This is a genomic window from Duganella aceris, assembly GCF_011090165.1.
GTDB classification, from domain to species: Bacteria; Pseudomonadota; Gammaproteobacteria; order Burkholderiales; family Burkholderiaceae_D; genus Rugamonas; species Rugamonas aceris.
The window spans coordinates 241,884-263,432 of sequence record NZ_JAADJT010000005.1 but is presented as its reverse complement, the minus strand read 5'-3'; the positions used below and the strand labels follow the sequence as shown (position 1 = coordinate 263,432).

Annotated in this window: 18 protein-coding genes; 5 read left to right on the top strand and 13 right to left on the bottom strand. The window is 68.3% G+C overall.

Features of this window, described 5'->3' with window-relative positions; all coding sequences use genetic code 11:
* The 5 genes from GW587_RS12975 to GW587_RS12955 form a co-directional block, all read right to left on the bottom strand.
* A complete protein-coding gene (locus GW587_RS12975) occupies positions 1-297 on the bottom strand; it encodes a hypothetical protein (RefSeq protein WP_166103323.1) in 297 nt (98 codons plus the stop codon).
* Positions 298-427: 130 nt separating this feature from the next.
* Positions 428-688 (bottom strand): hypothetical protein, encoded by a 261-nt coding sequence (locus GW587_RS12970; RefSeq protein WP_166103321.1) that lies wholly within the window; start codon positions 686-688, stop codon positions 428-430.
* Between the two features lie 81 nt (positions 689-769).
* Complete coding sequence (locus GW587_RS12965) at positions 770-1,750, bottom strand: alpha/beta hydrolase (RefSeq protein WP_166103318.1); 981 nt, start codon at positions 1,748-1,750, stop codon at positions 770-772.
* A gap of 12 nt (positions 1,751-1,762) precedes the next feature.
* Positions 1,763-3,892, bottom strand: a complete 2,130-nt coding sequence (locus GW587_RS12960; RefSeq protein WP_166103316.1) for a TonB-dependent receptor — start codon at positions 3,890-3,892, stop codon at positions 1,763-1,765.
* A 112-nt stretch (positions 3,893-4,004) separates the two neighbouring features.
* Complete coding sequence (locus tag GW587_RS12955; protein ID WP_166103313.1) at positions 4,005-6,722, bottom strand: winged helix-turn-helix domain-containing protein; 2,718 nt, start codon at positions 6,720-6,722, stop codon at positions 4,005-4,007.
* 212 nt (positions 6,723-6,934) lie between these two features.
* Here GW587_RS12955 and GW587_RS12950 point away from each other — a divergent pair, with 212 nt between their 5' ends.
* The 5 genes from GW587_RS12950 to GW587_RS12930 are packed head-to-tail and all read left to right on the top strand — an operon-like array spanning position 6,935 to position 11,035.
* Positions 6,935-8,125: a lipid-transfer protein gene (locus tag GW587_RS12950; protein WP_166103311.1), complete on the top strand. Its 1,191-nt coding sequence runs from the start codon at positions 6,935-6,937 to the stop codon at positions 8,123-8,125.
* Complete coding sequence (locus tag GW587_RS12945) at positions 8,122-8,562, top strand: MaoC family dehydratase N-terminal domain-containing protein (protein ID WP_166103308.1); 441 nt, start codon at positions 8,122-8,124, stop codon at positions 8,560-8,562. The genes GW587_RS12950 and GW587_RS12945 overlap by 4 nt, the downstream gene beginning before the upstream one ends.
* Positions 8,563-8,570: 8 nt before the next feature.
* Complete coding sequence (locus GW587_RS12940; protein ID WP_166103306.1) at positions 8,571-8,993, top strand: MaoC/PaaZ C-terminal domain-containing protein; 423 nt, start codon at positions 8,571-8,573, stop codon at positions 8,991-8,993.
* 32 nt (positions 8,994-9,025) lie between these two features.
* Complete coding sequence (locus GW587_RS12935; RefSeq protein ID WP_207393470.1) at positions 9,026-9,856, top strand: SDR family NAD(P)-dependent oxidoreductase; 831 nt, start codon at positions 9,026-9,028, stop codon at positions 9,854-9,856.
* 24 nt (positions 9,857-9,880) lie between these two features.
* Positions 9,881-11,035, top strand: a complete 1,155-nt coding sequence (locus GW587_RS12930; RefSeq protein WP_166103303.1) for an acyl-CoA dehydrogenase family protein — start codon at positions 9,881-9,883, stop codon at positions 11,033-11,035.
* Positions 11,036-11,077: 42 nt separating this feature from the next.
* Here GW587_RS12930 and GW587_RS12925 read toward each other — a convergent pair whose 3' ends face one another.
* From GW587_RS12925 to GW587_RS12890, 8 genes are all read right to left on the bottom strand, one after another.
* A complete protein-coding gene (locus tag GW587_RS12925; RefSeq protein ID WP_166103300.1) occupies positions 11,078-12,637 on the bottom strand; it encodes an acyl-CoA synthetase in 1,560 nt (519 codons plus the stop codon).
* 79 nt (positions 12,638-12,716) lie between these two features.
* Complete coding sequence (locus tag GW587_RS12920) at positions 12,717-12,938, bottom strand: hypothetical protein (RefSeq protein ID WP_166103297.1); 222 nt, start codon at positions 12,936-12,938, stop codon at positions 12,717-12,719.
* A gap of 54 nt (positions 12,939-12,992) precedes the next feature.
* On the bottom strand, positions 12,993-14,603 hold the full coding sequence (locus tag GW587_RS12915; RefSeq protein ID WP_166103295.1) for a serine hydrolase: 1,611 nt from the start codon (positions 14,601-14,603) through the stop codon (positions 12,993-12,995).
* 47 nt (positions 14,604-14,650) lie between these two features.
* On the bottom strand, positions 14,651-16,858 hold the full coding sequence (locus GW587_RS12910; RefSeq protein ID WP_166103292.1) for a TonB-dependent receptor: 2,208 nt from the start codon (positions 16,856-16,858) through the stop codon (positions 14,651-14,653).
* Between the two features lie 36 nt (positions 16,859-16,894).
* Positions 16,895-17,962, bottom strand: coding sequence for an alpha/beta hydrolase (locus tag GW587_RS12905; protein WP_166103290.1), 1,068 nt, complete (start codon positions 17,960-17,962; stop codon positions 16,895-16,897).
* A gap of 3 nt (positions 17,963-17,965) precedes the next feature.
* Positions 17,966-19,414: an MFS transporter gene (locus GW587_RS12900; protein ID WP_166103287.1), complete on the bottom strand. Its 1,449-nt coding sequence runs from the start codon at positions 19,412-19,414 to the stop codon at positions 17,966-17,968.
* Positions 19,414-20,391: an alpha/beta hydrolase gene (locus GW587_RS12895; protein ID WP_166103284.1), complete on the bottom strand. Its 978-nt coding sequence runs from the start codon at positions 20,389-20,391 to the stop codon at positions 19,414-19,416. The genes GW587_RS12900 and GW587_RS12895 overlap by 1 nt, the downstream gene beginning before the upstream one ends.
* Before the next feature lie 108 nt (positions 20,392-20,499).
* Positions 20,500-21,525 carry a CaiB/BaiF CoA transferase family protein gene (locus tag GW587_RS12890; RefSeq protein ID WP_166103282.1) on the bottom strand — a complete coding sequence of 342 codons (1,026 nt, stop codon included), beginning with the start codon at positions 21,523-21,525 and terminating at the stop codon, positions 20,500-20,502.
* Between the last annotated feature and the right edge of the window lie 24 nt (positions 21,526-21,549).

Here is a 21,549-nt window from a genome sequence, read left to right as displayed (position 1 = left end):
TCAGTCAACCGCTGAGTCGTCTGCGGCGGCCCTGCCGTCGTTATACAGCTTCAGACTCGCGCGTCTGCACAGCAGCTGTCGCAACTCACCAAGCTGACCGACCCCGAGCGCCGCCAGCAGGCCGGTGCACACCGCCAACTCGCAGGGCGACGCATCTTCGCACTGCAACGTGTTGAGTCTATCCAGCAACCGGATGGAGATCTCTATCTGCGACGTTTGCCCTATGGCGCTCACCATCAGCAATCCGGCATCCAGCGCCTGGTCGAAAACAGCCGATTCAATATGTTTTCCCGACATGCCAATCCCGCTCCTCGAATACAGATTAGCACAACTTTCCGGGAATTAAATTGAAGTTGCATGTCCGTGCCGAGGCCGCCACACATCGTTGCGGTATTAAGACATTGCTTGCGGCGGGCGGCGATCCAGCTCAGCTTTTTCCAGCGCGGCGGCGCGTTGACAGCACCTTGGCGATGGTCGCTTCCCGCACTTCCCGATGATGCGCGGGACTCGACAGCACTCGTAGAGCGGTCTGGTGTGCGACACCGGCATCGGACATGCGCTCGATGGCGGGACCGACGCCGTCGACGGTCGCGATCACCACTGCTTCGTCGATGACCTCAGCCGGTCCGTCTATTCTGCGCTCGTATTTTTCCCCATCCGCCGGGGTCGCGGTCTTTTTCGGAATCATTTTCCGCTCCTCAAACCACACAGTTTATTCCTTGCACATTTGCGCTCGGTGCGACAACTCACGCAATTCGGACTGCGCTGCCTATTTGCCGTGCGGCGGCGCGTTCTGACACAGCAGTTCGAAGCGCGTCAGCACCTCGTCGAACGCTCTGCGGGCGGCCGGCACCAGCCCGGCGATGTAGGTGAAGCCGTGCGTCAGGTGCGGGAATTCGATCAATTCGCACCGCACGCCGGCCTTGCGCAGGGAGGCGGCATACATGACGGCCTGATCGCGCAAGGGATCGACGCCGAGCACCACCACCAGCGCCGGCGGCAAGTCGGAAAAATCCGCGCTGGCCGACGGCGAAACGCGCCAGTCGGCGGCGGTTGCCCGCTGCACATACGCGTCCATGCACGCCTCCATCACCGCCGTGCGCAGGCCGGGATCGCGGTCGGCGAGATAGGAACCCGCCTTGCGCGCGCCGCCGCGCAAGTCCACCACCGGATACAGCAGCAGTTGCGCGCGCAACGCCGGCAGCGCGGCCGCCGGACGTCCCACCGCTTGGCGCGCCTCGTCGCGCAGCGCGATGGTGACGGCGGCGGCGAGATTGCCGCCGGCGCTGTCGCCGGCGATCACCACCCGCTCCGGATCGCCGCCGAGTTCGACGATGTGCGACAGCACCCACCTTGCGGCGGCCAGCGCATCGTCGTAGGCGGCGGGGAACGGCTGCTCCGGCGCCACCCGGTAGCCGCACGACACGACGATGGCGCCGAGGTGGTGGCAGATCTTGCGCACGGCGGGATCGGCCGTATCGAGATCGCCCACGGTCCAGCCGCCGCCGTGAAAATAGATCACCGTCATCGACGGCGCGCCGTCCGGACGATAGACGCGCACGCCAGCCGCGCCGGCGCGCTTGCCGATGCGATGCTCCTCGATTGTCTTGACCCAGGTGAGCGCGCCGGCCACGACGAACGACTCCGCCCTGGCCTTGTTGGCCGCGCGCGCCGCCGGCCAGTCGACCGGCGTTGGAAAATCATCCGGCAGCGAGCGTTGCAGGCGCAGCAGATCGGCATCCAGGCTCATAGTTGACCTCGCTTAAAAATGATAGCGCACACGCACGCCGACGGTACGCGGCGTCGGACCGGCGATGAAGCCGGGGCGGCGGATCGACCACGGACCATGCGCGTCGCCGAGGTTCTGGCCGTAGAGCTCGGTCTCATAGCGGACGCCGCGCAGACCGATATTGCCGTCGAACAGATTGAACTCGGCGGTGGAGGCGCCGCCCTGGTTGAGGCGCGAGGCGATCCGCGCGGCCGAGGCGTTGCTGTAGAACGCCCAGGCGGCATTGAGCGGCGTGGTGTAGCCGATGTCGACGCGCGCCGTGTACTTGGGCGTATTGATCAGCTGCCCGCCATCCCTGACCACCGCGCCGATACCCTGCGCCACCAGCGGATTGACGCGGTCGTAGGTCGACCAGTTGCGGTCGCCCGACAAGCCCAGGCTCAGGCCCTTCAACGGCTCCCACTGCAGGCTGAAGTCGAGCCCCTTCATGGTCGCGTCGCCCAGCGTGGCGTTGGCCGACAGGCCGATGCTGGTCGCCAACCCGGATTGAATATTCGTGTACAACAGCCGGTAGGCGTTGAATTCGTACGTCAGTCGGGAGCCGCGTAAGGCGCCCTTGATGCCGACTTCCAGGTTCTTCATGCGGTCCGGCGCCAGCGCCTGGTCGACGATGATGCCGTCGGCGCGCAGCGCCGCCACCTGCAATGGCGCCTGCACGATGCCGCCACGGAAGCCGGTGCCGGCGTTGAAGTAGACCGTCATATCGCGGTCGGGGTGATAGGCCAGGTTGGCGCGCCAGGTGGTGACGGCGGGCTTGGCGCCGCCGGTGGTGGTGCTCGGCGCCGGGGTGACGGTGGTGCCGAGGAAGCTGCGGTCGTCGCGGTAACGGCGCAAGCCCAGCAGCGGCACCAGCTTGCCGCCGAACAGGTCGTAGCTGACCTCGCCGAACACCGAGGTGTTGCGGGTGCCGATATTGGTCGAGCCGATGGTGTTGATGACCGGGACCTCGAAATCGACGTCATAGCCGATGTCGCTTTCCGCGTTATTGTAGTACAGCCCGCCGACCCAGTGCAGCGGCCCGGCGGCGGTGGACGCCAGCCGCAGTTCCTGTGTCACGCTGTGGCCCTTGAAGCGGTTGAACAGCCGGCCGTTGCCGACGATCGGCGCCAGCAGCCCCGACAGGTTGGACAAGTCGAAGCTGGTGTAGCCGGTCGCGCTGGTCAGGTTGGCGAAGCCGAGATCGTATTCGACCGACACGCCGTACAGGTCGTTGGAGGATTTCTCGTAGCCGTCGACGGCCCCGTAGTTGGCGAAGTACGCCGGCGACACCGACGCCATCTCCTGCGTGTAGTCCTGCTTGCCGCCGAAGTGCATGTATTGCAGGCGTACGCGCAAGTCTTCGTTGGGCAACCACAGCAGCACGGCGCGCGCGTCGCCCTTGTGCATCTTGTTGGCGTCGGTGGCGCGCGGCGCACCGGTCGGCGCGCCGGCGTACACGTCGGCCCAGCCGGCGCGGAAATCGCCGCCGCCGCTGAGGCGCAGCCCCAGTTTGCCCTCGATCAGCGGGATCGACACGGCGGCCGCCGCGCCGTAGCTGGCACCGCTCGATCCCTTGACGTTGGCGACATAGGTTTCGGCGTCGCCGGTGACCGCCTTCAGGCTCGGGTTCCTGGTGCGGAAGATCATGGTGCCGCCCATCGCGCCCTGCCCGTACAAGGTGCCGTACGGACCGCGCAGCACTTCGACCTGCTGGATATCCATCAGGCGCAGCGGCGGCGCGATCTGCAGGTTGGGCGTGACGAACGGCGTGTCGTCGACGTAGTAGCCCAGCATCGCATCGCCGGCGCCGCCGCCGCTGCCGGAGCCGCGGATCGAATAGGTGCGGTTGAATTCGCCGAGCTGCTCGCTTTGCGAAGCGCCGGGCACGGCGGTGATCAGGTCGTCGAGCTTGTACACGTTCTTGGCCGCAAGCTCCTTCCCGGAGAACGCCTGCACCGACATCGGCGCCTCGACCAGGATCTGCGGCTGTCCCTTGTTGGCGGTCACGTACACCGTCTGCGCGGCCGGTTCGGGATCGGCCGTCGCCGTCGTATCGGCCGCGTGGGCCGGGAAACACAGGGACAGCAGCGAGGCGCAGCTCGTCAGCATCGGTTTGGTGGTCATTTCCGTCTCCATCTTCTAAGCGTTATTGGTTCGCGCGTTGACGCGCGAAGAAATAATAGGCTGGCCGCCGCGCCGGCCCGCCCCCTTGATGGGGGGGCCGGCCACGGCGCGCCTACGCGAGAAGGGACAGGGAACGGGCGCGGATCACCGCCAGCTGGCGGTTGTTGACACCGAGCTTGCCAAACAAATTCTTCAGATGCCACTTGACCGTTTCCGGTCCGATGCTGAGGGTCTGGCCGATGGCTTTGTTGCTGAGGCCGCGCTCGATCAGCACCAGAATGTCGAGCTCGCGCTTGCTCAGCGATTCAAGCAAGGCCGGCGGCGCCGGCGCGGCCGCCTCCTCCGCGGCGGCGGGCGCCTGGCCGCAGGAGGCGATCAGGCGTTCCAGATAGTCGTCGGCGACGCCCGCCGCGCGGCCTTCGCCGCCGTCGCGCAGCAGCACCAGCATCGGCAGCACCCAGTCGCCGCCGTCGACCAGGCTGCGGCCCAGGCCGAGCTGCTGCCCGATCAGCAGCGCCTGCGCCAGCGCGGCGCGCGCCTGCCGGTCGTTGCCGGCCTGGCGCCGCGCGATGGCCAGCAACATGCAGGCGCTCAGCACATGCGGCCCCTTGGCGATCGCCACGATGTCGAGCACGATCGCCTCGAAGCCATCCAGGCTGTCCGGCGACAGCGTCGACACGGCCTTGTGAAAGGCCACGCCGACCGCCGCCAGACGCCCGCTGAGCCAGCGGGTCGAACGGATCTGGCCGCTCTGCGGCGTGCGCACGATGGCGTGCATGCGTTGCGCCAGCTGCGCCACGCGCTCCGGCTGCGACTGCCAGCACATGCGCATCAGCTCGATACTGGCGTGCACCTCCAGCCGCACCATGGCGCGTTCGATTGCAAACAGCCGCAATCCTTCGTTGAGTTCGATGGCGTTGGCGCGGTTGCCGCTCGCGTGGCGCGCCCACGACAACGCGTACACGCCCTGTTCCAGGAAATCGGTCAGGCCGACCTGCTCGATCAAGCCCATGCGGTTGGCCATCAGGATCTCGACCTCGTCGAAGGCGCCGCGCTCGTAGGCCAGGCGCGCCAACGGCACGCGCGCCAGCGCGGACGCCACCGATTGCGCGCCCAGCTCGCTGTCGGCTAGTTCCAGCGCGCTCAGCCATTGCTGCCTGGCCTCCTCGGGACGGCCCTCGCAGAACCAGTTCCAGCCGAACATCACCAGCTGGAAGGCGCGGCGGAAGGTGGTGACGCACGGCAGATAGTCGCGCGCCGCCGCAAAGTGGCCGCGCCAGGTGTGGTTGACGCTGCCGGCCACCTTGAGCACGTCGCACACCCATGGGCTGGCGACCGCCTGCGTGCCCTGCCACGGTGCCAGGATGCGGTCGATGCCGTCCGAATCGTCGCGCACATAGGCCAGGTTGGCGCGCACCGCCATCATGTCCATCGCCAGCGCGCCGCTGCCGTCCGCCAGCCTGGGCTGGATCGCTTCGATCTCGGCCAGCAGGGATTCGACCTGGTCCACCCGGCCGTTCAGCATCAGCGCCCACGCCTGCGCCAGCAGCAGGTGCACGCCGTGGCGATGCGGCCCCTGCGGCAAGCGGTCGATCAGGTTTTGCAGCGACAGGTAGTCGCCGTCGCGCACCAGCTCCATGGCGCAGCGCTCGGCGATCTCCAGCGCGCGCATCTCGTCGCCGGAAGCGATGGCGTGCCGCACCGCTTCGTTCCACAGGCCCTGGTCGGCGAACCAGGCGCAGGCGCGGCCGTGCAAGGCGCCCAGTTCGTCGCCGAGGCGGGTCTTGGCCTGGGCGCGCAGGAAGGCGCCGAACAAATGGTGGAAGCGGAACCACTGCCCCTGTTCGTCGAGCGGCAGGATGAACAATTGGCGCAACTCGATCTGCGCCAGCAGGCCGGCCGCGTTGTCGCCGCCCGTCAACGCGTTGCACAGTCCGGCGCAGAAGCGGTCCGAGACCGAGACCCGCAACATGAAATCCACCAGCTCCGGCGGCAGGCTGTCGAGCACTTCGCCGCGCAGGTAATCGCTGACCGAGCGCGCGTCGCCGCCGAAGGTGGCCAGCGTCTGCGCCAGCGTGCGCTTGCCGCGCAGCGCGATGGCGATCATCTGCAGCCCCACCACCCAGCCTTCGGTGCGGTCGTGCAGGGTCACGATGTCCTGGCCGTCGACCTGCTCGGCGCCGGCGCCCTGCATGAAATCGCGCACCTCGCCGAAGCTGAGCGCCAGCTCGAAGGCGCCGAGCTCGCTCACCTGGTCGGCGGCGCGCAGCCGCGTCAGCCGCATCGGCGGCACCGAGCGCGCGGCCAGCGCCAGCGAAAAATTGGCCGGCGCGCGGGCGATGAAATCGCTCAGCCAGTCGTGGATCTCCTGCGCCTCGACGAAATGATAGTCGTCGATGATCAGCACCAGCGGCTCCGGCCAGGCGTGGATCTCGTTGATCAGCGTGGTCTGCAAGTCTTCCGGGCGCACCCGCTGGCTGTAGCGGCTGGCCAGCTCGATCACCTCGTCGCCGATGCCGGGACAGACGCGATTGATCGCGGCGGCGACGTAGGCGATGAAAGTGAGCAGGTCGTCGCGGTCGTCGTGATCGAGGCTGAGCCAGGCGGCCTTGGTGCCGCCAAGTTGCAAGGCCTGGTGCCACTGCAACAGGCAGGCCGACTTGCCGAAGCCGGCGCCGGCGTGGATCAGGCTCAGGCGCGCGCGCGGCGGCACGCCCAGCAGCGTCAACAGGCGCGCGCGGTGCACCCAGCGTTTGCCGCTCGGCGGCGGCGCGATCTTGGTGCGCCGAAAAATAATTCCCGGTTCGGCCGGAAGCACGGACGTGGACATGGTGTTTGACATCGATATCATCTTGGTACAGCGCCTTGCCCACGGCGAGTCAGCATTAAACGAACGCTACGGCATTCGGCGAGAGGCGTCAAGTTGACTCGCAGTTACGGACTGTAGACCTCCCGCGCCGCCGAATCCCCCCCCATGCGTGGGGGGGTGGCGCAGGCGCACGCCATGTAAGGTTCAGTCATTCACTTTCAGGAAAACACACCATGAAGCAAACCGCATGCGTCGCGGGCGTCGCGATGATCCCGTTCACCAAACCCGGCGCCAGCGCGCCCTACCACGAGATGGGCGCCGCCGCGATCCGCCTGGCGCTGGCCGACGCCGGCATCGGCTACGCGTCGGTGCAGCAGGTCTACGCCGGCTATGTCTACGGCGACTCCACCTGCGGCCAGCGCGCCGTCTACGAAGTCGGCATGAGCGGAGTGCCGGTCTTGAACGTCAACAACAACTGCTCGACCGGCTCCAGTGCGCTGTTCCTGGCGCGCCAGGCGATCGAAAGCGGCGCCGCCGAATGCGTACTGGCGGTCGGCTTCGAGCAGATGCGGCCGGGCGCGCTGGAGACCCACTGGAACGACCGTCCCAGTTCCTTCGGCCGCTTCGACGACCTGTGCGAACAGATCGCCGGCGGCGAAGGCTTGCCGCTGGCGCTGCGCTATTTCGGCGGCGCCGGCGCCGAGCACATGCAGCGCTACGGCACGCCGATGGAAAGCTTCGCCAAGATCCGAGCCAAGGCCAGCCGCCATGCGGCGCACAATCCGATGGCGCTGTTGCGCAAGGTGGTCTCCACCGACGAGGTGATGCAGGCGCCTGTGTTGTGGCCGGGCGTCATGACGCGGCTGATGGCCTGCCCGCCCACCTGCGGCGGCGCCGCGGCCATCCTGATGTCGGAAGCGTTCGCCCGCAAGCACGGCGCGCGCAGCGACGTGCGCATCCTGGCCCAGGCCATGACCACCGACCGGCCCGCCACCTTCGACACCCGCTCGATGATCGACCTGGTCGGCTACCGCATGGGCGCCGAGGCGGCCGCCATGGTGTATGAACAGGCCGGCGTCGGCCCGGACGACATCGACGTGTGCGAGCTGCACGATTGCTTCGCCCACAACGAGCTGATCACCTACGAATCGTTGGGCTTTTGCCCACCCGGCGGCGCCGCCCAGTTCATCGACGACGGCGACAACACCTACGGCGGCAAAGTCGTGACCAATCCGTCCGGCGGCCTGCTGTCGAAAGGCCATCCGCTGGGCGCCACCGGCCTGGCGCAGTGCTACGAATTGACCCAGCAGTTGCGCGGCCGGGCCGACGCGCGCCAGGTCGGCGGCGCGCGGCTGGCGTTGCAGCACAACCTCGGCCTCGGCGGCGCCGCCGTGGTGACGCTGTACGGGAAGGAAGCGCGATGATCGACCGCAAACACATCGGCAAGATCCTGCCGCCGGCGGTGCTGGACATCGAAAGGGGACGGCTGCGCTTTTTCGCCAAGGCGATCGGCGAGACCAACCCGGTCTACCTCGACGAGCGCGCCGCCGTCGCGGCCGGCTATCCGTCGCTGCCGGCGCCGCCGACCTTCCTGTTCGCCGCCGAGCTCGACGCGGACACCTTCCTGCCGGCGCTGGTCGAGATGGGCGTCGACCTGGGCCGCGTGCTGCACGGCGAGCAGCAGTTCACCTATCTGGCGCCGGTGTGCGCCGGCGACACCGTCACCGTCCGCTCCACCATCGCCGACATCTACGACAAGAAGAACGGCGCGCTGGAATTCCTGGTCAAGGAATCGACGGTGAGCAACCAGCACCAGGTCACGGTGGCGACCATCCGCGCCATCATCGTCATTCGACACTAAGGACAGCCATGCACAACTCCCCCTTCGCCGGCGCCGTGGTCGGCGACCTGCTGCCGCCGCTGACGCTGCCGCCGCTGGACCGCGCCACGCTGGCCCTGTTCGCCGGCGCGTCCGGCGACCACATGCCCTTGCATATCGATACCGACTTCGCGCGCAAGGCAGGCATGCCGGACGTGTTCGGCCACGGCATGCTGTCGATGGCCTACCTCGGCCGCCTGCTGACCGGCTGGGCGCCGCAGGCGCGGCTGCGCCGGTTCGACGTCCGCTTCGCCGGCATCACCCACCTGGGCAGTATCATCACCTGCAGCGGCACGGTGGCCGCGATCAGCGAACAGGACGGCGAGGTGCTGCTGAAGGTGCTGCTGCAGGCGCGCACCGAGCACGGCGACGTCAAGACCATCGGCGAGGCGGTCGTCGCCCTGCCGGCCTGAATCCAACATCAACCCCTTTGAAAGCACGCATCATGAAAACACTGGACGGTAAAGTCGCCCTCATCACCGGTTCCGGACGCGGCATCGGCCGCGCCATCGCGCTCAAGCTGGCCTCGCACGGCGCGCGCGTCGTGGTCAACGACCTCGACCGGCAGCCGGCCGACGACGTGGTCGCCGAGATCCAGGCCGCCGGCGGCGACGCCGTGGCCTGCGTCGGCAGCGTCACGGCCACCGATTTCGCCGAGCGCTTCATCAAGACCGCCGTCGACCACTACCAGGGCATCGACATCATCGTCAACAACGCCGGCTACACCTGGGACAACGTGATCCAGAAGATGTCCGACGAGCAGTGGTACGCGATGCTCGACTGCCACCTGACCGCGCCGTTCCGCATCCTGCGCGCCGCCCAGCCGGTGCTGCGCGCGCTCAGCAAGGCCGAGGCCGAAGCGGGCCGCGAGGTCTATCGCAAGGTGGTCAACATCTCCTCGATCGCCGGCCTCGGCGGCAATGCCGGCCAGGCCAACTACGCCGTGGCCAAGGCCGGCATCACCGGCATGACCAAGACCCTGGCCAAGGAATGGGGCCGCATGAAGGTCAACGTCAACACCGTCGCCTACGGATTCATCCGCACCCGCCTGACCGAAGCCACCGCCGGCGCCAGCGCCAGCGTCGAGATCGAAGGCCGCGAGATCAAGGTCGGCATCAGCCCCGAGCTGGTCAAGATCATGGACGCGCAGATCCCGCTCGGGCGCGGCGGCACGCCGGAGGAGGCGGCCGGCGCGGTCTACCTGTTCTGCCTGCCGGAATCGAACTATATATCGGGCCAGACCCTGGTCTGCGGCGGCGGCTTTACGCTCGGCTAGCATCACACATCACCGGAGACCATCATGCTGGAACACTACCAACCCGCCTGGATGTCGGCGGAGCACACCCTGCTGGGCGACAGCGCGCGCCGCTTCACCGCCGAACACATCGCGCCCAACGACGAGCGCTGGCGCCAACAGCACCGGGTCGACCTGGAGACCTGGAAGACCGCCGGCGCGCTGGGGCTGCTGCTGGCCGACGTGCCCGAAGCCTACGGCGGCATGGGCGGCGACTTCGGCCACGAGGCGGTGATCTACCGCGAACTGACGCGCGCGGCCGAATTCGGCTTCACCGGCGGCCGCGCGGTGCACGCCATCGTGGCGCACTACATCCTGCACTGCGGCACCGAGGAGCAGAAGCACAGCTGGCTGCCGCGCATGGCGGTCGGCGAAGCCATCGGCGCCATCGCCATGACCGAGCCGGGCGCCGGTTCCGACCTGAAGGGCGTGCGCACCCGCGCCGAGCGGCGCGGCGACAAATACGTGATCAACGGCGCCAAGACCTATATCTCGAACGCGCTCAACATGGGCGTCCTGATCGTGGTCGCGAAGACCGATCCGCACGCGGGTTCGAAGGGCATGTCGCTGATCCTGATGGATCCGCGCGACACGCCCGGCTTCTCGGTCGGCCGCGTGCTGGACAAGGTGGGCATGCCGTCGCAGGACACCTGCGAACTGTTCTTCGACAATTGCGAAGTGCCGATTGAGAACGTGCTGGGCGGCGTCGAGGGCCAGGGCATGTATCAGCTGATGGGCCAGCTGCCTTACGAGCGCGCGGTGCTGGGCCTGATCGCCTCGGGCTACAGCGAGCGCGCGCTGGCGCTGACGGTGGACTACACCAAGGACCGCAGCGCCTTCGGCAAGCCGCTGTTCGAGCAGCAGAACAGCCGCTTCAAGCTGGCCGACATCGCCACCACGGTGGCCGTCGGGCGCGTGTTCAACGACTTCATCATCGGCCAGTGCATCGCCGGCACGCTGGATAGCGCCACCGCGTCGATGAACAAGGTGTGGAGTTCCGAGGCGCTGGGCGACGTGGTCGACCAGTGCGTGCAGCTGTTCGGCGGCGCCGGTTATATGAACGAGTATCCGATCGCGCGCATGTATGCCGACGCGCGGGTGATGCGCATCTTCGGCGGCGCCAACGAAGTGCTGCGCGAGCTGATCGCCCGCGACCTGTAGCCGCCATGCCGGCGCGCGGACGTGCCTGCGCGCCGGCCTTTTTCATCGCACGCGGCGCCCCTCGTTGCGCCAGAACGGTTCGCGCAGGCTGGTCTTCAGCACCTTGCCGGCGCCCGACAGCGGCAAGGCCTCGCGCAATTCCACGCTTTTCGGACACTTGTAGCCGGCGATCAGCTCGCGGCAGTGCGCGATCAGCTGCTGCGGCGTTGGCGCCCGGCCCGGCCGCGCCACCACCACCGCGTGCACCATCTCGCCCCAGCGCGCATCCGGGATCCCGATCACGGCGCACATCGCGACATCGGGATGCTTGGCCAGCGCGTTCTCGACCTCGGCGGAAAAAACGTTTTCGCCGCCGCTGACGATCATGTCCTTGACCCGGTCGACGATGAACAGATAGCCGTTCTCGTCCATGCAACCGGCGTCGCCGGTGTGCAGCCAGCCGTCGGCGGACAGCGCGAGCCGCGTTTCATCGGGTTTGTTCCAGTAGCCGCTCATCATGTTGGGGCCGCGCGCGACGATCTCGCCCACGCAGCCCGGCGCGACCGGATCGCCGCCGGCGTCCAGCACGCGCACCTCCACCGCCATGCCGGCGCGGCCGCAGGAACGCAGCAGGCCGGCGGCCGCGCCTTCCCTGCCGTGCTGCTCCGGGCCGAGGATGGTGACCACCGGCGACATCTCGGTCTGGCCGTAGGCCTGGGTCAGGCGCAGGCCGGGCAGCATCGTCAACAGGTCGCTCAATACCTGCTCCTGGATCGGCGAGCCGCCGTAGGCCAGGTAGCGCAGCGAGCCGAGCTTGGCGCGGCTGGCGTCGGGATGCTGTACCAGCATCTGGATCATGGTCGGCACCAGCAGCGTCGCCATCACGCCGTGGCGCGCGATCGCTTCGATCACCGCCACCGGATGGAAGGCGGGTACGATCACATGGGTGGCGCCCAGCAAGGTGGCGGCGTAGCCGAACGCCATGTCGGCCAGATGGAACATCGGCGCCGCGCGCAACATCACCTCGCCCGGCTCGCCCACCTCGCCGGCCATCAAGGCGATCTGGCTGCTCCAGAAGGCGGAATGGCTGAGCATGACGCCCTTGGGAAAGCCGGTGGTGCCGCCGGTATAAAAGATGCCGAACAGCTGGTCGCCGCCACGGCGCGCGTCGGCCAGCGGCGGCGCGGCGGCCAGCAAGGCCTCGTAGGACAGCATCCCCGCCGGCGGCTCGCCGTCGCCGGCGTACACCAGGTGGGTGATCGAGGGCGCCTCGGCCCGCAGCGCCGGGGCCATGGCCTTGAAGCTGTCGTCGACGATCAGGATCTTGCTGCCCGAATCGGCCAGCGCATACGCGTTTTCCTTCGCGCTCCAGCGGGTATTGCAGGGATTGAGCACCGCGCCGGCCCAGGGCACTGCGAACAGGTATTCGAGATAGCGATCCGAGTTCAGCGCCAGCATGGCGACCCGGTCGCCCTCCTCGACGCCGAGCAGGCGCAAGGCGCCGGCCAGGCGTGCGACGCGGTCGACGAACTGATCGACCGTCTGTTGCCGCTCGCCGTGGATGGTCATCGGGCGCTCGGGGAATTGCTGTAAATTGCGGTGTAATACTTGTGTTATGTACATGAAGGTCTCCTTGTCTCCGGCGCAAGTATAGGCAGGATGACCGGCGCGGCTCCCCCCCCGGTAGGGGGGCGGGGCCGGATCAGCGCGCTTCCGTCACACGCTCGACCGGCAGGATCTCGGGCACGCCCTCGAACTCGAGCCAGAAGCGCTCGCCCATGCGCCACACCCGGATCGCCGGGCAGCACAGGCGCAGCCTGCGGTGGCGCACCGCGCTCTGGCGCCACACCTGGCCGTTGGTCAGGCGGAACACCGTGGTGCCGTCCCAGCCGTGGCAGGTCCCGTCCAGATCGCTCTCCGTCACCAGATCCAGCACCGGGTGGCGCGCCCTCGCCTGCATGCGTTGCGCCATGCCTGGTCAGCGCGCCGGGGCCGGACGCACCGGCGTGAACACCAGGTCGGCGAAGTCGAAGCTGGTGTCGGTGTCGTCCGAGAGCGGCGCCAGCCGCATGCGCTCGATGCCGCCGTCAGGGTTCAACGAGAACGTCACGTAGGCGTCGGCGTTCAGGCTGCGCTCCTGCCAGCGGACGATGAAGGTGTCGTGCCGCAAGTGCTCCAGCTCGCCCGTCATGTCCGGGGTGCGGCTGAAGCTCAGCAGCTGCTTGCCGCCCACGGTCTTGACCACGGCGCCGCCATACCACGGGTCGCGGTACTCGCCGTCGTAGCCGGCCCGCGCCAGCGACGGCGGCGCCTTCGCGCCACCTTCGGGCTGGCCGCGCGCCGGCTCCTGCTCGCGCGACGCCGCCGCGGCCTCGCCGACCGCCGCGATCCAGTCGCTCGGCGGCAGGCCGAGATAGTGGTCCAGCAGCCGGTAGCGCAGCGCGTTCAGCGCCGGGCCGCTCTCGGCGTTGGTCATGATCGCGATGCCCAGCCTGGCCGACGGCGCCAGCACCACCATCGAATACGCGCCGAACTGCCAGCCACGGTGCGAGGCCAGCTTCACGCCCTTGTAGTCGTTCAGTTCGAAGCCCAGGCCGGAGGCCGCGAAGTTGGCCCGGGTGGCGGCCAGCTGCGGCTTCGGTTCGTTGACCCGGATCGGCGTCTGTGGCGTCCACATCTCGCGCGACTGCGCCGCGCTGAACAGGCGCCGCTCTTTGCCGTCCGCGCCCGGCGCAGCGAGCTTGCCGGCGTCGAGCAGCAGCGTCATCCACTTGGCGATGTCCTCGGCGCTGGTGCTGATGCCCATCGCCGCCGCCGCGTTCGCCATCGGCTGCCGCTTGACGACGCCGAGCTTGCCGTCGATGCTGGCGTGCGGCGCGGCCTGGTCGGCCACGCCGGCGCTCTCGGCCAGGCTGGTGGTGGTGCGGGTCATGCCCAACGGCGTCAGGATGCGCTCGCGCACCGCGTCGCCCCACGGCTGGCCGCGCTTCTCGGCGACGATCTTGCCCGCCACGATGTACGGCAGGTATTCGTAGGTGTAGCGGCTGCGGAAGCTGAACGCCGGCTTGATGTAGCGCAGCTGGTGGATGATCTCGTCGACGCTGAAGGTCGAACTCGGCCACCACAGCAGGTCGCCGGCGCCGACGCCCAGGCCGCTGCGGTTGCTCAGCAGGTCGCGGATGGTGATCTCGCGCGTGACATACGGGTCGTACATCTGGAAGTCCGGCAGATGTTTGGTGACCGGATCGTCCCAGCCCAGCTTGCCTTCGTCGACCAGCATCGCCAGCATCGCCGCCGTGAAGGCTTTCGAGTTGGCGGCGATCTCGAACAAGGTCTGGGCGTCGACCGGCGCGGCCTCGCCCAGCTTGCGCACGCCGAAGCCGCGCGCGACCATCACTTTGCCGTCCTTGACCACGGCGATGGCGATGCCCGGCACGTCGAACATCTTGCGCACGCGCTCGACGTCGGCTTGCAGTTCGTGCGGTACGGCCGACGCGACTTCGGCCGCCACCGGGCCGGCGCAGCCGAAGACGAGCAACAACGCGCAGGCGAGGCGCGTGGGAGAGCAAAGCTGCTGGCGTTGTTGCATGGTCTAGCGTCCTCTGAATGATGTCATGGGCGAATATTACTTTACCTTCAGAAGCGGTAGTTGACTTCCGCCCCCAGCGTACGCGGCGTGATCACGCCGGCCGCCAGCGGGTTGGCGTCGAGCGTCAGCGAGCGCGACTTAATATACGTCATGCCACGGCTGTTGCCGAGGTTTTTGCCGTACAACGACAGGCGCCAGGCGCCCCGCTCCAGGCCGGCGCTGAGGTTGAAGGTCTGGAAGGTCTGCACATCGACCGGCGCCCGGCCGCTGAAGTCCGAACGCCGCTTGCCGGTGTAGTCGACGCTGCCGCCGACCGAGGCCAGCCAGCCGGCCGCCGGTGTCCAGCGGTAGTTGGCGCCAAGCGAGGTGGTGATGGTCGGCACGAACGGCAAACGGTCACCGCTGAGGCCGCCTGCGGCGGGCGCGTCGTCGTCCAGCACCGCCCGGGTGTAGCCGCCGGTGGCGCGCAGCGACAGCCCGGACACCGGGTAAAAGATCAGCGACGCCTCGGCGCCTCGGCTGGTGGCCTCGCCGCCGTTGACGAAGTAGGCGTAGCCCCGGGCGCTGGTCTGGATCTGGATGTCCTTCCAGCGCGTGCTGAACAGCGCGCCCTCGAACGACACCTTGCCGCCGGCGAACACCGCCTTGTAGCCCACTTCGACGCTGGTCAGCGTGTCGGGTGAAAACGTCTGGCGCGCATCGACCACGGTGGCCGGCGGCACCGCGTTCGGACCGCCGGCGCGGTAGCCGGTGGCCATGCGCGCATACAGCACGTCGACCGGCGACGCCTTGTAGCTGGCGGTCAGCAGATAGGTCGATTTGTTGTTCTTGGCGCCCGAGTTGAAGCTAAGCGGCTCGCCCACCAGCAAGCCCTGATAGGCCTGCTGATACTGCTGGTCGTCCTTGCCGTGCCGCACGCCCGCCTGCAAATCGATGGCCGGCGTCAACGCATAGCTGGCGTTGGCGAACAGCGAATATTCCTTGTACTCGGAGACGATGGCGGCCCGGACGATCTCCGGCAGCGGATACGGCGCGCCGGTGGTGGTCGAGAACGGACGCGGCGTGGGGATCAGCGTATTGCTGTCCTCGTGGGTGAAGTACACGCCCGCCTCGTATTGCAGACGCTCGTCGAAGGCGTTGGCGCGCAGGCGCAGCTCCTGCGACAAGCGCCGGGTGCCGGCGGAATGATCGCCGACGATGCCGAGGTCGGGAATGCCGAAGCCGGCGCCGACGATGACGCCGAATCCGTAGGTGTTGTCGGTCGTGGTCTGGGTCTTGATCTTTTGCCAGGTGGTCGAGGAGACCAGGTCGAACGGCCCCACCTCGCCGTTCAGCGTGATGTTGGCGACGTCCAGATGGGCGTAGGAGCCTTCCGGCGCGAAGGTCTGCTGCTGGTACTTGCCGTACAGCGGCCGCAGAGTCTTGGCGTCGACGTCCTCCATCGCGGTGCCCTTCGCATCGACTTTCTGCGTCAGCGCGAAGGCGTTCAGCTTCCATTGATTGGTCAGCATCCAGGTGTAGGCGACGCGGCCGCCGGAGACCTTGGACTGGTTGATGTCCTTGCCGCCCCGGGTGGTGTCGATGAAGCCGGCATCGCTGCGGCGGAAGGCGGAAAAGCGCAGCGCCATCGTGTTGTCCGCGAACGGCACGTTGAGCGAGGCGCGCGCCGACGAACCGTTGCCGCCGCCGTCGACCTGGCTGCCGCCCAGCGTGACGCTGCCGCGCAGCTGGCGCAGGTCCGGCGGCGCCGTCACGTAGCGCACCATGCCGCCCATGGCGCCGGCGCCGTACAGCGTGCCTTGCGGGCCCTTCAGCACCTCGATGCGTTGCAGTTCGGCCGGATCGATGTCGGGCGTGATGGTGCTGCCCATGGTGTAGGCGTTGACCGAGCCGATCGGCGCCTCGTCGATGTAGAAGGCGGTGGTGGCGGCGGAATCGGCGACGCCGGTGGTGATGCCGCGCAGCGTCACCTGGGTGAAACCCTGACGGAACGACGAGATCGACAGGCCGGGCACCGAGGCCACGTAATCCTCCAACCGCACCTTGCCTTCGCGCGCCAGGCGCTCGGTGTTGATGCTGGCGACCGAGCCCGGCACTTCGAGCGCGGCCTGCTCGCGCTTTTGCGCGGTGACGATCACCTTGTCGATGGCCAGGTCGGCGCCGGCCTCCTGCGCCGCCGCCTGCGGGAACAGCGTGCACAGCATCGATGCGGCGGCCGCCGTGGCGGTCAGGTTGTAGCGGACAATCTTGTTCATGTGGGGTCTCCAGAATTTATAGTTATGGGTGAAAATTTACGAGCCCGGCGTGAACCGGTTGAGCCATTCACGCATCCGCGCGACGGTGGAATGCGCGAACGGTGACGACGGCGTCATCAGATAGCCGTGCAGCGCGCCGGTCTCGCAGGCCGAGGTCACCGTGCCGCCGTCGGCCGCCAGCTGGTCGGCGAACGCCTGGCCCGAGCCGCGCAGGCTGTCGAATTGCGCGTTGACGATGAACACCGGCGGCAGGCCGGCCAGCGAACCGAGTCCCGGAAAGGCGTACGGGTCGCTGAGCGCGGCGGGGTCGCCCACGTAGTTGAGACAGGCCGCCATCACGAAGTCCGCGTCGGCGAAGGCCTTGACGCTGCGCTTGCAGTGGGCCTCGTCCTCCGGCGCCAGCTTGGGCAGGACGGCGTGCAGCAGCGGATACACCAGCAGCAGCGACGCCGGCATCGGCCCGCCCTGGTCGCGCAGGCGCTTGGCGACGCCCGCCGACAGATTGCCGCCCGCGCTGCCGCCGCCGAGGTGGAGCGCGTCCGCGTCCACCCCCAGCATCTGGGCGTTGGCCGCCGCCCAGTTCCAGACGGCCAGCACATCGTCGGACGGCGCCGGATAGTGCACGCCGTTGAGCGCCTTGCGGTAAGTCATGGTCAGCACCGGGATCCCCTGCGACGCCAGCTCCAGCGCCACCCAGTTGGCTTCCGCGCAGTCGAGGCCGCCGCCGGTGAAGCCGCCGCCGTGGATCCACACCAGCGCCCTCGACACCGGCAGCGCCGGATCGCGGTACAGCCGCATCGGCACGCGGCCGGCGTCGGTGTCGAGGCCGAGGTCGGTGACCGTCACCGCTGCCAGCGCGGGAAAGTCCTCCTTCAACGCGGCCGGTATCGCGGCCCAGCCGAAATGCAGCGTGGGGTCGCAAATCGCCAGCGTGCGGAAGTAGTCGTGGAACTTCGGGATGGCGGCGTCGACGTGGGTGCGCATCATGCGGCGCCGCAGTTGCGCCGGCAGCAGCGTCAGCAGTTTGAGCAGATAACCCGCCAGCGCGAAACGCAAGCGTCCGCGCGGCGCCTTGACGGTCGGAGCGGTCGGAGCGGTCGCCATGGCCTAGCCCGCCGTCCGCGCCAGCGCGGCGATGATGCGCGCGTGTTCGCGACGGTCGATGCGGTACAGCAGCAGCACCGGCAGGATCAGCAGGAACAGCAGGCCGTGCGCCGGCCCCCACAGCATCCCCAGCAACTCGATCCCATCGGCCGACAGCTGCGCCGCGCCGCCCTCCGCCTGGACGCCCTTCAAGCCGGCCGCCGACAACATCACGCCCGCCAGCAGCGAGCCCAGCCCATTCGCCGCCTTGGTCGCGAAGATGAGCGAGCTGTAATACAAGCCCTCGCAGCGGGTGCCGAAGCGGTACTCATGCTCGTCGATGGCGTCGGCCACCATCGACTGCATGGTGATGAACAACAGCGACGAGCAAAAGCCGAACACCAGCGTCATGGCGCAGACCACGCCGATCGGCGGCACCGCCGCGAACCACTGCAGCTTGGCCAGCAGCGGGAACAGTCCCTGCACCACCGCCAGCGTGACGAAGCCCATTGCCATCGCGGTGCGTTTCTCGACCGCGCGCAACAGCAGCAGCGCCAGCGGTATGCCGAACAGGAAGCCGGCCTGCAGCGTCAGCACGGCCTGCTGCGTCTGCGCCGTGGTCAGGCGCCAGTAATACTGATAGGCGTACAGGTTCAGCGCTTGCAGGCTGCCGGCGATCACCAGGCAGAACAGGCAACTGAGGAACAGCACCACGAACGAGTGATTGCGGAACAACTCGCGCACATCGGTCACGATCGAGCCGCGCGGCGCCTTGGTCGACGCCAGCGCCGCGCCTGCCGACTGCGGCATCTTGCGCACGCCGAGCATGCAGGTGGCGCCGGTCACCAGCACCACCGCCGCCAGCAGCAGGCCCAGCCAGAAATAGGCGCCGGCGCTGGACATTTTGGCCGGCGTGTCGAAGATGTAGTTGAAGGCCGGCACCGCGCAGGCGACGGCGGCGACAAAGCTGAACAGCGCGCGATAGGCGGCGATGGTCGATCGTTCGCCGTAGTCGGTGGTCAGTTCGGCGGTCATCGCCGCGTAAGGCAAGGCGAACAACGAGGTCCCGACCCGCAGCACGATATTCACCGACAGCGCACAGGCGATGGTGAAGCTGCTTCCCCATCCGGTGGGCATGGCGAACAAGGCGAAGCCGGCCAGGCACACGATGGGCAGCGCCGCCGCCATGAACGGCAGCCGGCGCCCCCAGCGCGAGCGCAGGCGGTCCGACCATGAGCCGATCAGCGGATCGGCGACGGCGTCGACGCACAGCGAGATGAACAGGATGGCGCCGGCCGTCGCGGGGGCGATGCCGCAGACATTGGTCAGGTAGTACAGCAGGAAGGTGGCCGCGACGAAGGCCACCGCCGTCTCCACCGACTGGCCGCTGCCGACGATCATTTTTTGAAGCGTGCCGAGTCGCTGCCCTTGTATTACCGTCTCCGGGCGCGCACTTTTTTGTGGTTGGCTCATCAGTCGATTCCATCGCCGATCGCGGCGAACTTGGCGAAGCGCAGCAGCACCTCGTCGAAGGCGGTCGCCGCCGCAGGCACCAGCGCGGCGATGTACGAGAAGCCGTGGGTCAGGTGTGGAAATTCGATCACCTCGCAGGCGACGCCGGCCTCGTGCAGCCGCGCCGCATACTCGACGCCCTGGTCGCGCAAAGGATCGACCGTCAACACCACCATCATCGCGGGCGGCAGGCACGACAGGTCGTCGGCGGCCAGCGGCGACGCGCGCCAGTCGTCAAGGTGTTCGTCGCCAACATAAGCCGAGATGCACTCGCCGATCATCGGCGCCGGCAGCGTCGGATCCAGGTCGGCCAGGAAGGACGGCGCCTCGCGCGCCGCCAGACGCAGATCGACGCCAGGGTACAGCAGCAGCTGGCCGCGCAACGCCGGCAGCGGCGGTTGCAGCGTCGCGATCGCCTGCCGCCGTTCGTCGCGCAACGCGATCGTCACGGCGGCGGACAGGTTGCCGCCGGCGCTGTCGCCGGCGATCACCACGCGTTCCGGGTCGCCGCCCAGCGCCTCGATATGCGCCAGCACCCAGCGCGCCTGCGCCAGCGCGTCGTCATAGGCGGCGGGGAAGCGATGCTCCGGCGCGCGCCGGTAGGTGCAGGACACCACGATCGCCCCCAGGCCACGGCAGATCCTGCGCACGGTGGGATCGCTGCCGTCGAGATCGCCCAGGGCCCAGCCGCCGCCATGGAAATGCACCACCGTCATGGTGGGCGCGACTTCCGGCCGGTAGACGCGCACCTCGATCGGGCCCGCCGGGCCGCCGAAGCGATGCGTCTCGACCGACTTGACCGGGGTCGGGCCGCCCGCCCCCACCAGCATCGGCTCCATGGCCTTGCTGGCGGCGCGGACCGCCGGCCAGTCGATGGGGACTTCAAAATCGGAAGGAATCGCTTGCAGCACGCGCTGCAGTTCCGGATCTAAACTCATATGCTGCCTTTCACATTGATGGCCGAAGTTGCATCCAGGGCAAATGCCTGCATGCGTTAAGGAAATGATAGAGGTGGGGAGGAGCGGCTCCCCCCCCTTGATGGGGGGTCAGGCCAGGTCGCTGAAGCGCGGGGCGGCGTTGCCGAACAATGCGCCGGCGGCGTTGGAGGCGAAATTGGCGCGCGCCACGTTGTGCGGGTGGCGCGCGGCCTCGGCCAGGCTCAGGACCGGTGCGAAGCAGGCGTCGGTCCCCTCCAGCAGCTCGCACCACGCTTGCCGCGTGCGCTGCAGGAACAGCACCCGCAAGCGCCCCTTGAGCGCCGGCCAGGCGGCGCGGTCGAATTGCGCGGCGGGATCGATATCGGTGAGTTGCAATTTTTCCAGCAACAAGGCATAGAATGGCGGCTCGAGCGCGCCGATGGTGATGAAGCCGCCGTCGGCGCAGCGATACACGTCGTAGAACGGCGAGTCGTGGAACAGGCCGGCATTTTCACCGCCAAGCTGGCCGGCGGCCTCTGCCCATTGCGCAATGCCGCCGACCATGGCCATGATGTCGACGATGGCAGCGTCGACCACCTTGCCCTTGCCGGTGCGGCGCACCTCGAACAAGGCGCAGGCGATGCCGAACGCCAGCCCCAGCGCGCCGGCGCCGTCGCCGGCCACGGCCGGTGGCAAGATCGGCACCGCGCCGCGATGGGCGGACACCGCCAGCGTCCCGCTCAGCGCCGCGTAATTCAGATCGTGGCCGGCCGTTTGAGCCAGCGGGCCGCTCTGCCCCCAGCCGGTCATGCGTCCATACACCAGGGCGGGATTATGCAGCGCCAGCGCGGCCGGCCCGAGTCCGAGGCGTTCCATCACGCCGGGGCGGTTGCCCTCGATCAGGGCGTCGGCGCCGGCGGCCAGGCGCAATGCCTGCTCGCGTTGCGCGGGGTCCTTCAGGTCGAGCACGAGGCGGGTCTTGCCACGGCTCCATTCCAGGTCGGCGGCCCCGAATTGCGCCTGCAACTTGCTGGATGCCGGCCGGGCGATGACGGTGACCCGGGCCCCCATCCCCGCCAGCATGCGGCCGCACAGGGGGCCGGGGCCGATCGCCTCGAATTCGACGATGTTCACGCCGTGCAAAGGTCCGCTCATGGTGTTCCTTCGGTTCGCTTGACC

Excerpts from the sequence above, each read along its gene's own strand:
- GW587_RS12955 (WP_166103313.1), bottom strand. The coding sequence starts at position 6,722 with ATGTCCACGTCCGTGCTTCCGGCCGAACCGGGAATTATTTTTCGGCGC.
- GW587_RS12910 (WP_166103292.1), bottom strand. The coding sequence starts at position 16,858 with ATGAACAAGATTGTCCGCTACAACCTGACCGCCACGGCGGCCGCCGCA.
- GW587_RS12950 (WP_166103311.1), top strand. The coding sequence starts at position 6,935 with ATGAAGCAAACCGCATGCGTCGCGGGCGTCGCGATGATCCCGTTCACC.
- GW587_RS12940 (WP_166103306.1), top strand. The coding sequence starts at position 8,571 with ATGCACAACTCCCCCTTCGCCGGCGCCGTGGTCGGCGACCTGCTGCCG.
- GW587_RS12895 (WP_166103284.1), bottom strand. The coding sequence starts at position 20,391 with ATGAGTTTAGATCCGGAACTGCAGCGCGTGCTGCAAGCGATTCCTTCC.
- GW587_RS12915 (WP_166103295.1), bottom strand. The coding sequence starts at position 14,603 with ATGCAACAACGCCAGCAGCTTTGCTCTCCCACGCGCCTCGCCTGCGCG.
- GW587_RS12905 (WP_166103290.1), bottom strand. The coding sequence starts at position 17,962 with ATGGCGACCGCTCCGACCGCTCCGACCGTCAAGGCGCCGCGCGGACGC.
- GW587_RS12925 (WP_166103300.1), bottom strand. The coding sequence starts at position 12,637 with ATGTACATAACACAAGTATTACACCGCAATTTACAGCAATTCCCCGAG.
- GW587_RS12975 (WP_166103323.1), bottom strand. The coding sequence starts at position 297 with ATGTCGGGAAAACATATTGAATCGGCTGTTTTCGACCAGGCGCTGGAT.
- GW587_RS12970 (WP_166103321.1), bottom strand. The coding sequence starts at position 688 with ATGATTCCGAAAAAGACCGCGACCCCGGCGGATGGGGAAAAATACGAG.
- GW587_RS12960 (WP_166103316.1), bottom strand. The coding sequence starts at position 3,892 with ATGACCACCAAACCGATGCTGACGAGCTGCGCCTCGCTGCTGTCCCTG.
- GW587_RS12930 (WP_166103303.1), top strand. The coding sequence starts at position 9,881 with ATGCTGGAACACTACCAACCCGCCTGGATGTCGGCGGAGCACACCCTG.
- GW587_RS12945 (WP_166103308.1), top strand. The coding sequence starts at position 8,122 with ATGATCGACCGCAAACACATCGGCAAGATCCTGCCGCCGGCGGTGCTG.
- GW587_RS12935 (WP_207393470.1), top strand. The coding sequence starts at position 9,026 with ATGAAAACACTGGACGGTAAAGTCGCCCTCATCACCGGTTCCGGACGC.
- GW587_RS12890 (WP_166103282.1), bottom strand. The coding sequence starts at position 21,525 with ATGAGCGGACCTTTGCACGGCGTGAACATCGTCGAATTCGAGGCGATC.
- GW587_RS12965 (WP_166103318.1), bottom strand. The coding sequence starts at position 1,750 with ATGAGCCTGGATGCCGATCTGCTGCGCCTGCAACGCTCGCTGCCGGAT.
- GW587_RS12900 (WP_166103287.1), bottom strand. The coding sequence starts at position 19,414 with ATGAGCCAACCACAAAAAAGTGCGCGCCCGGAGACGGTAATACAAGGG.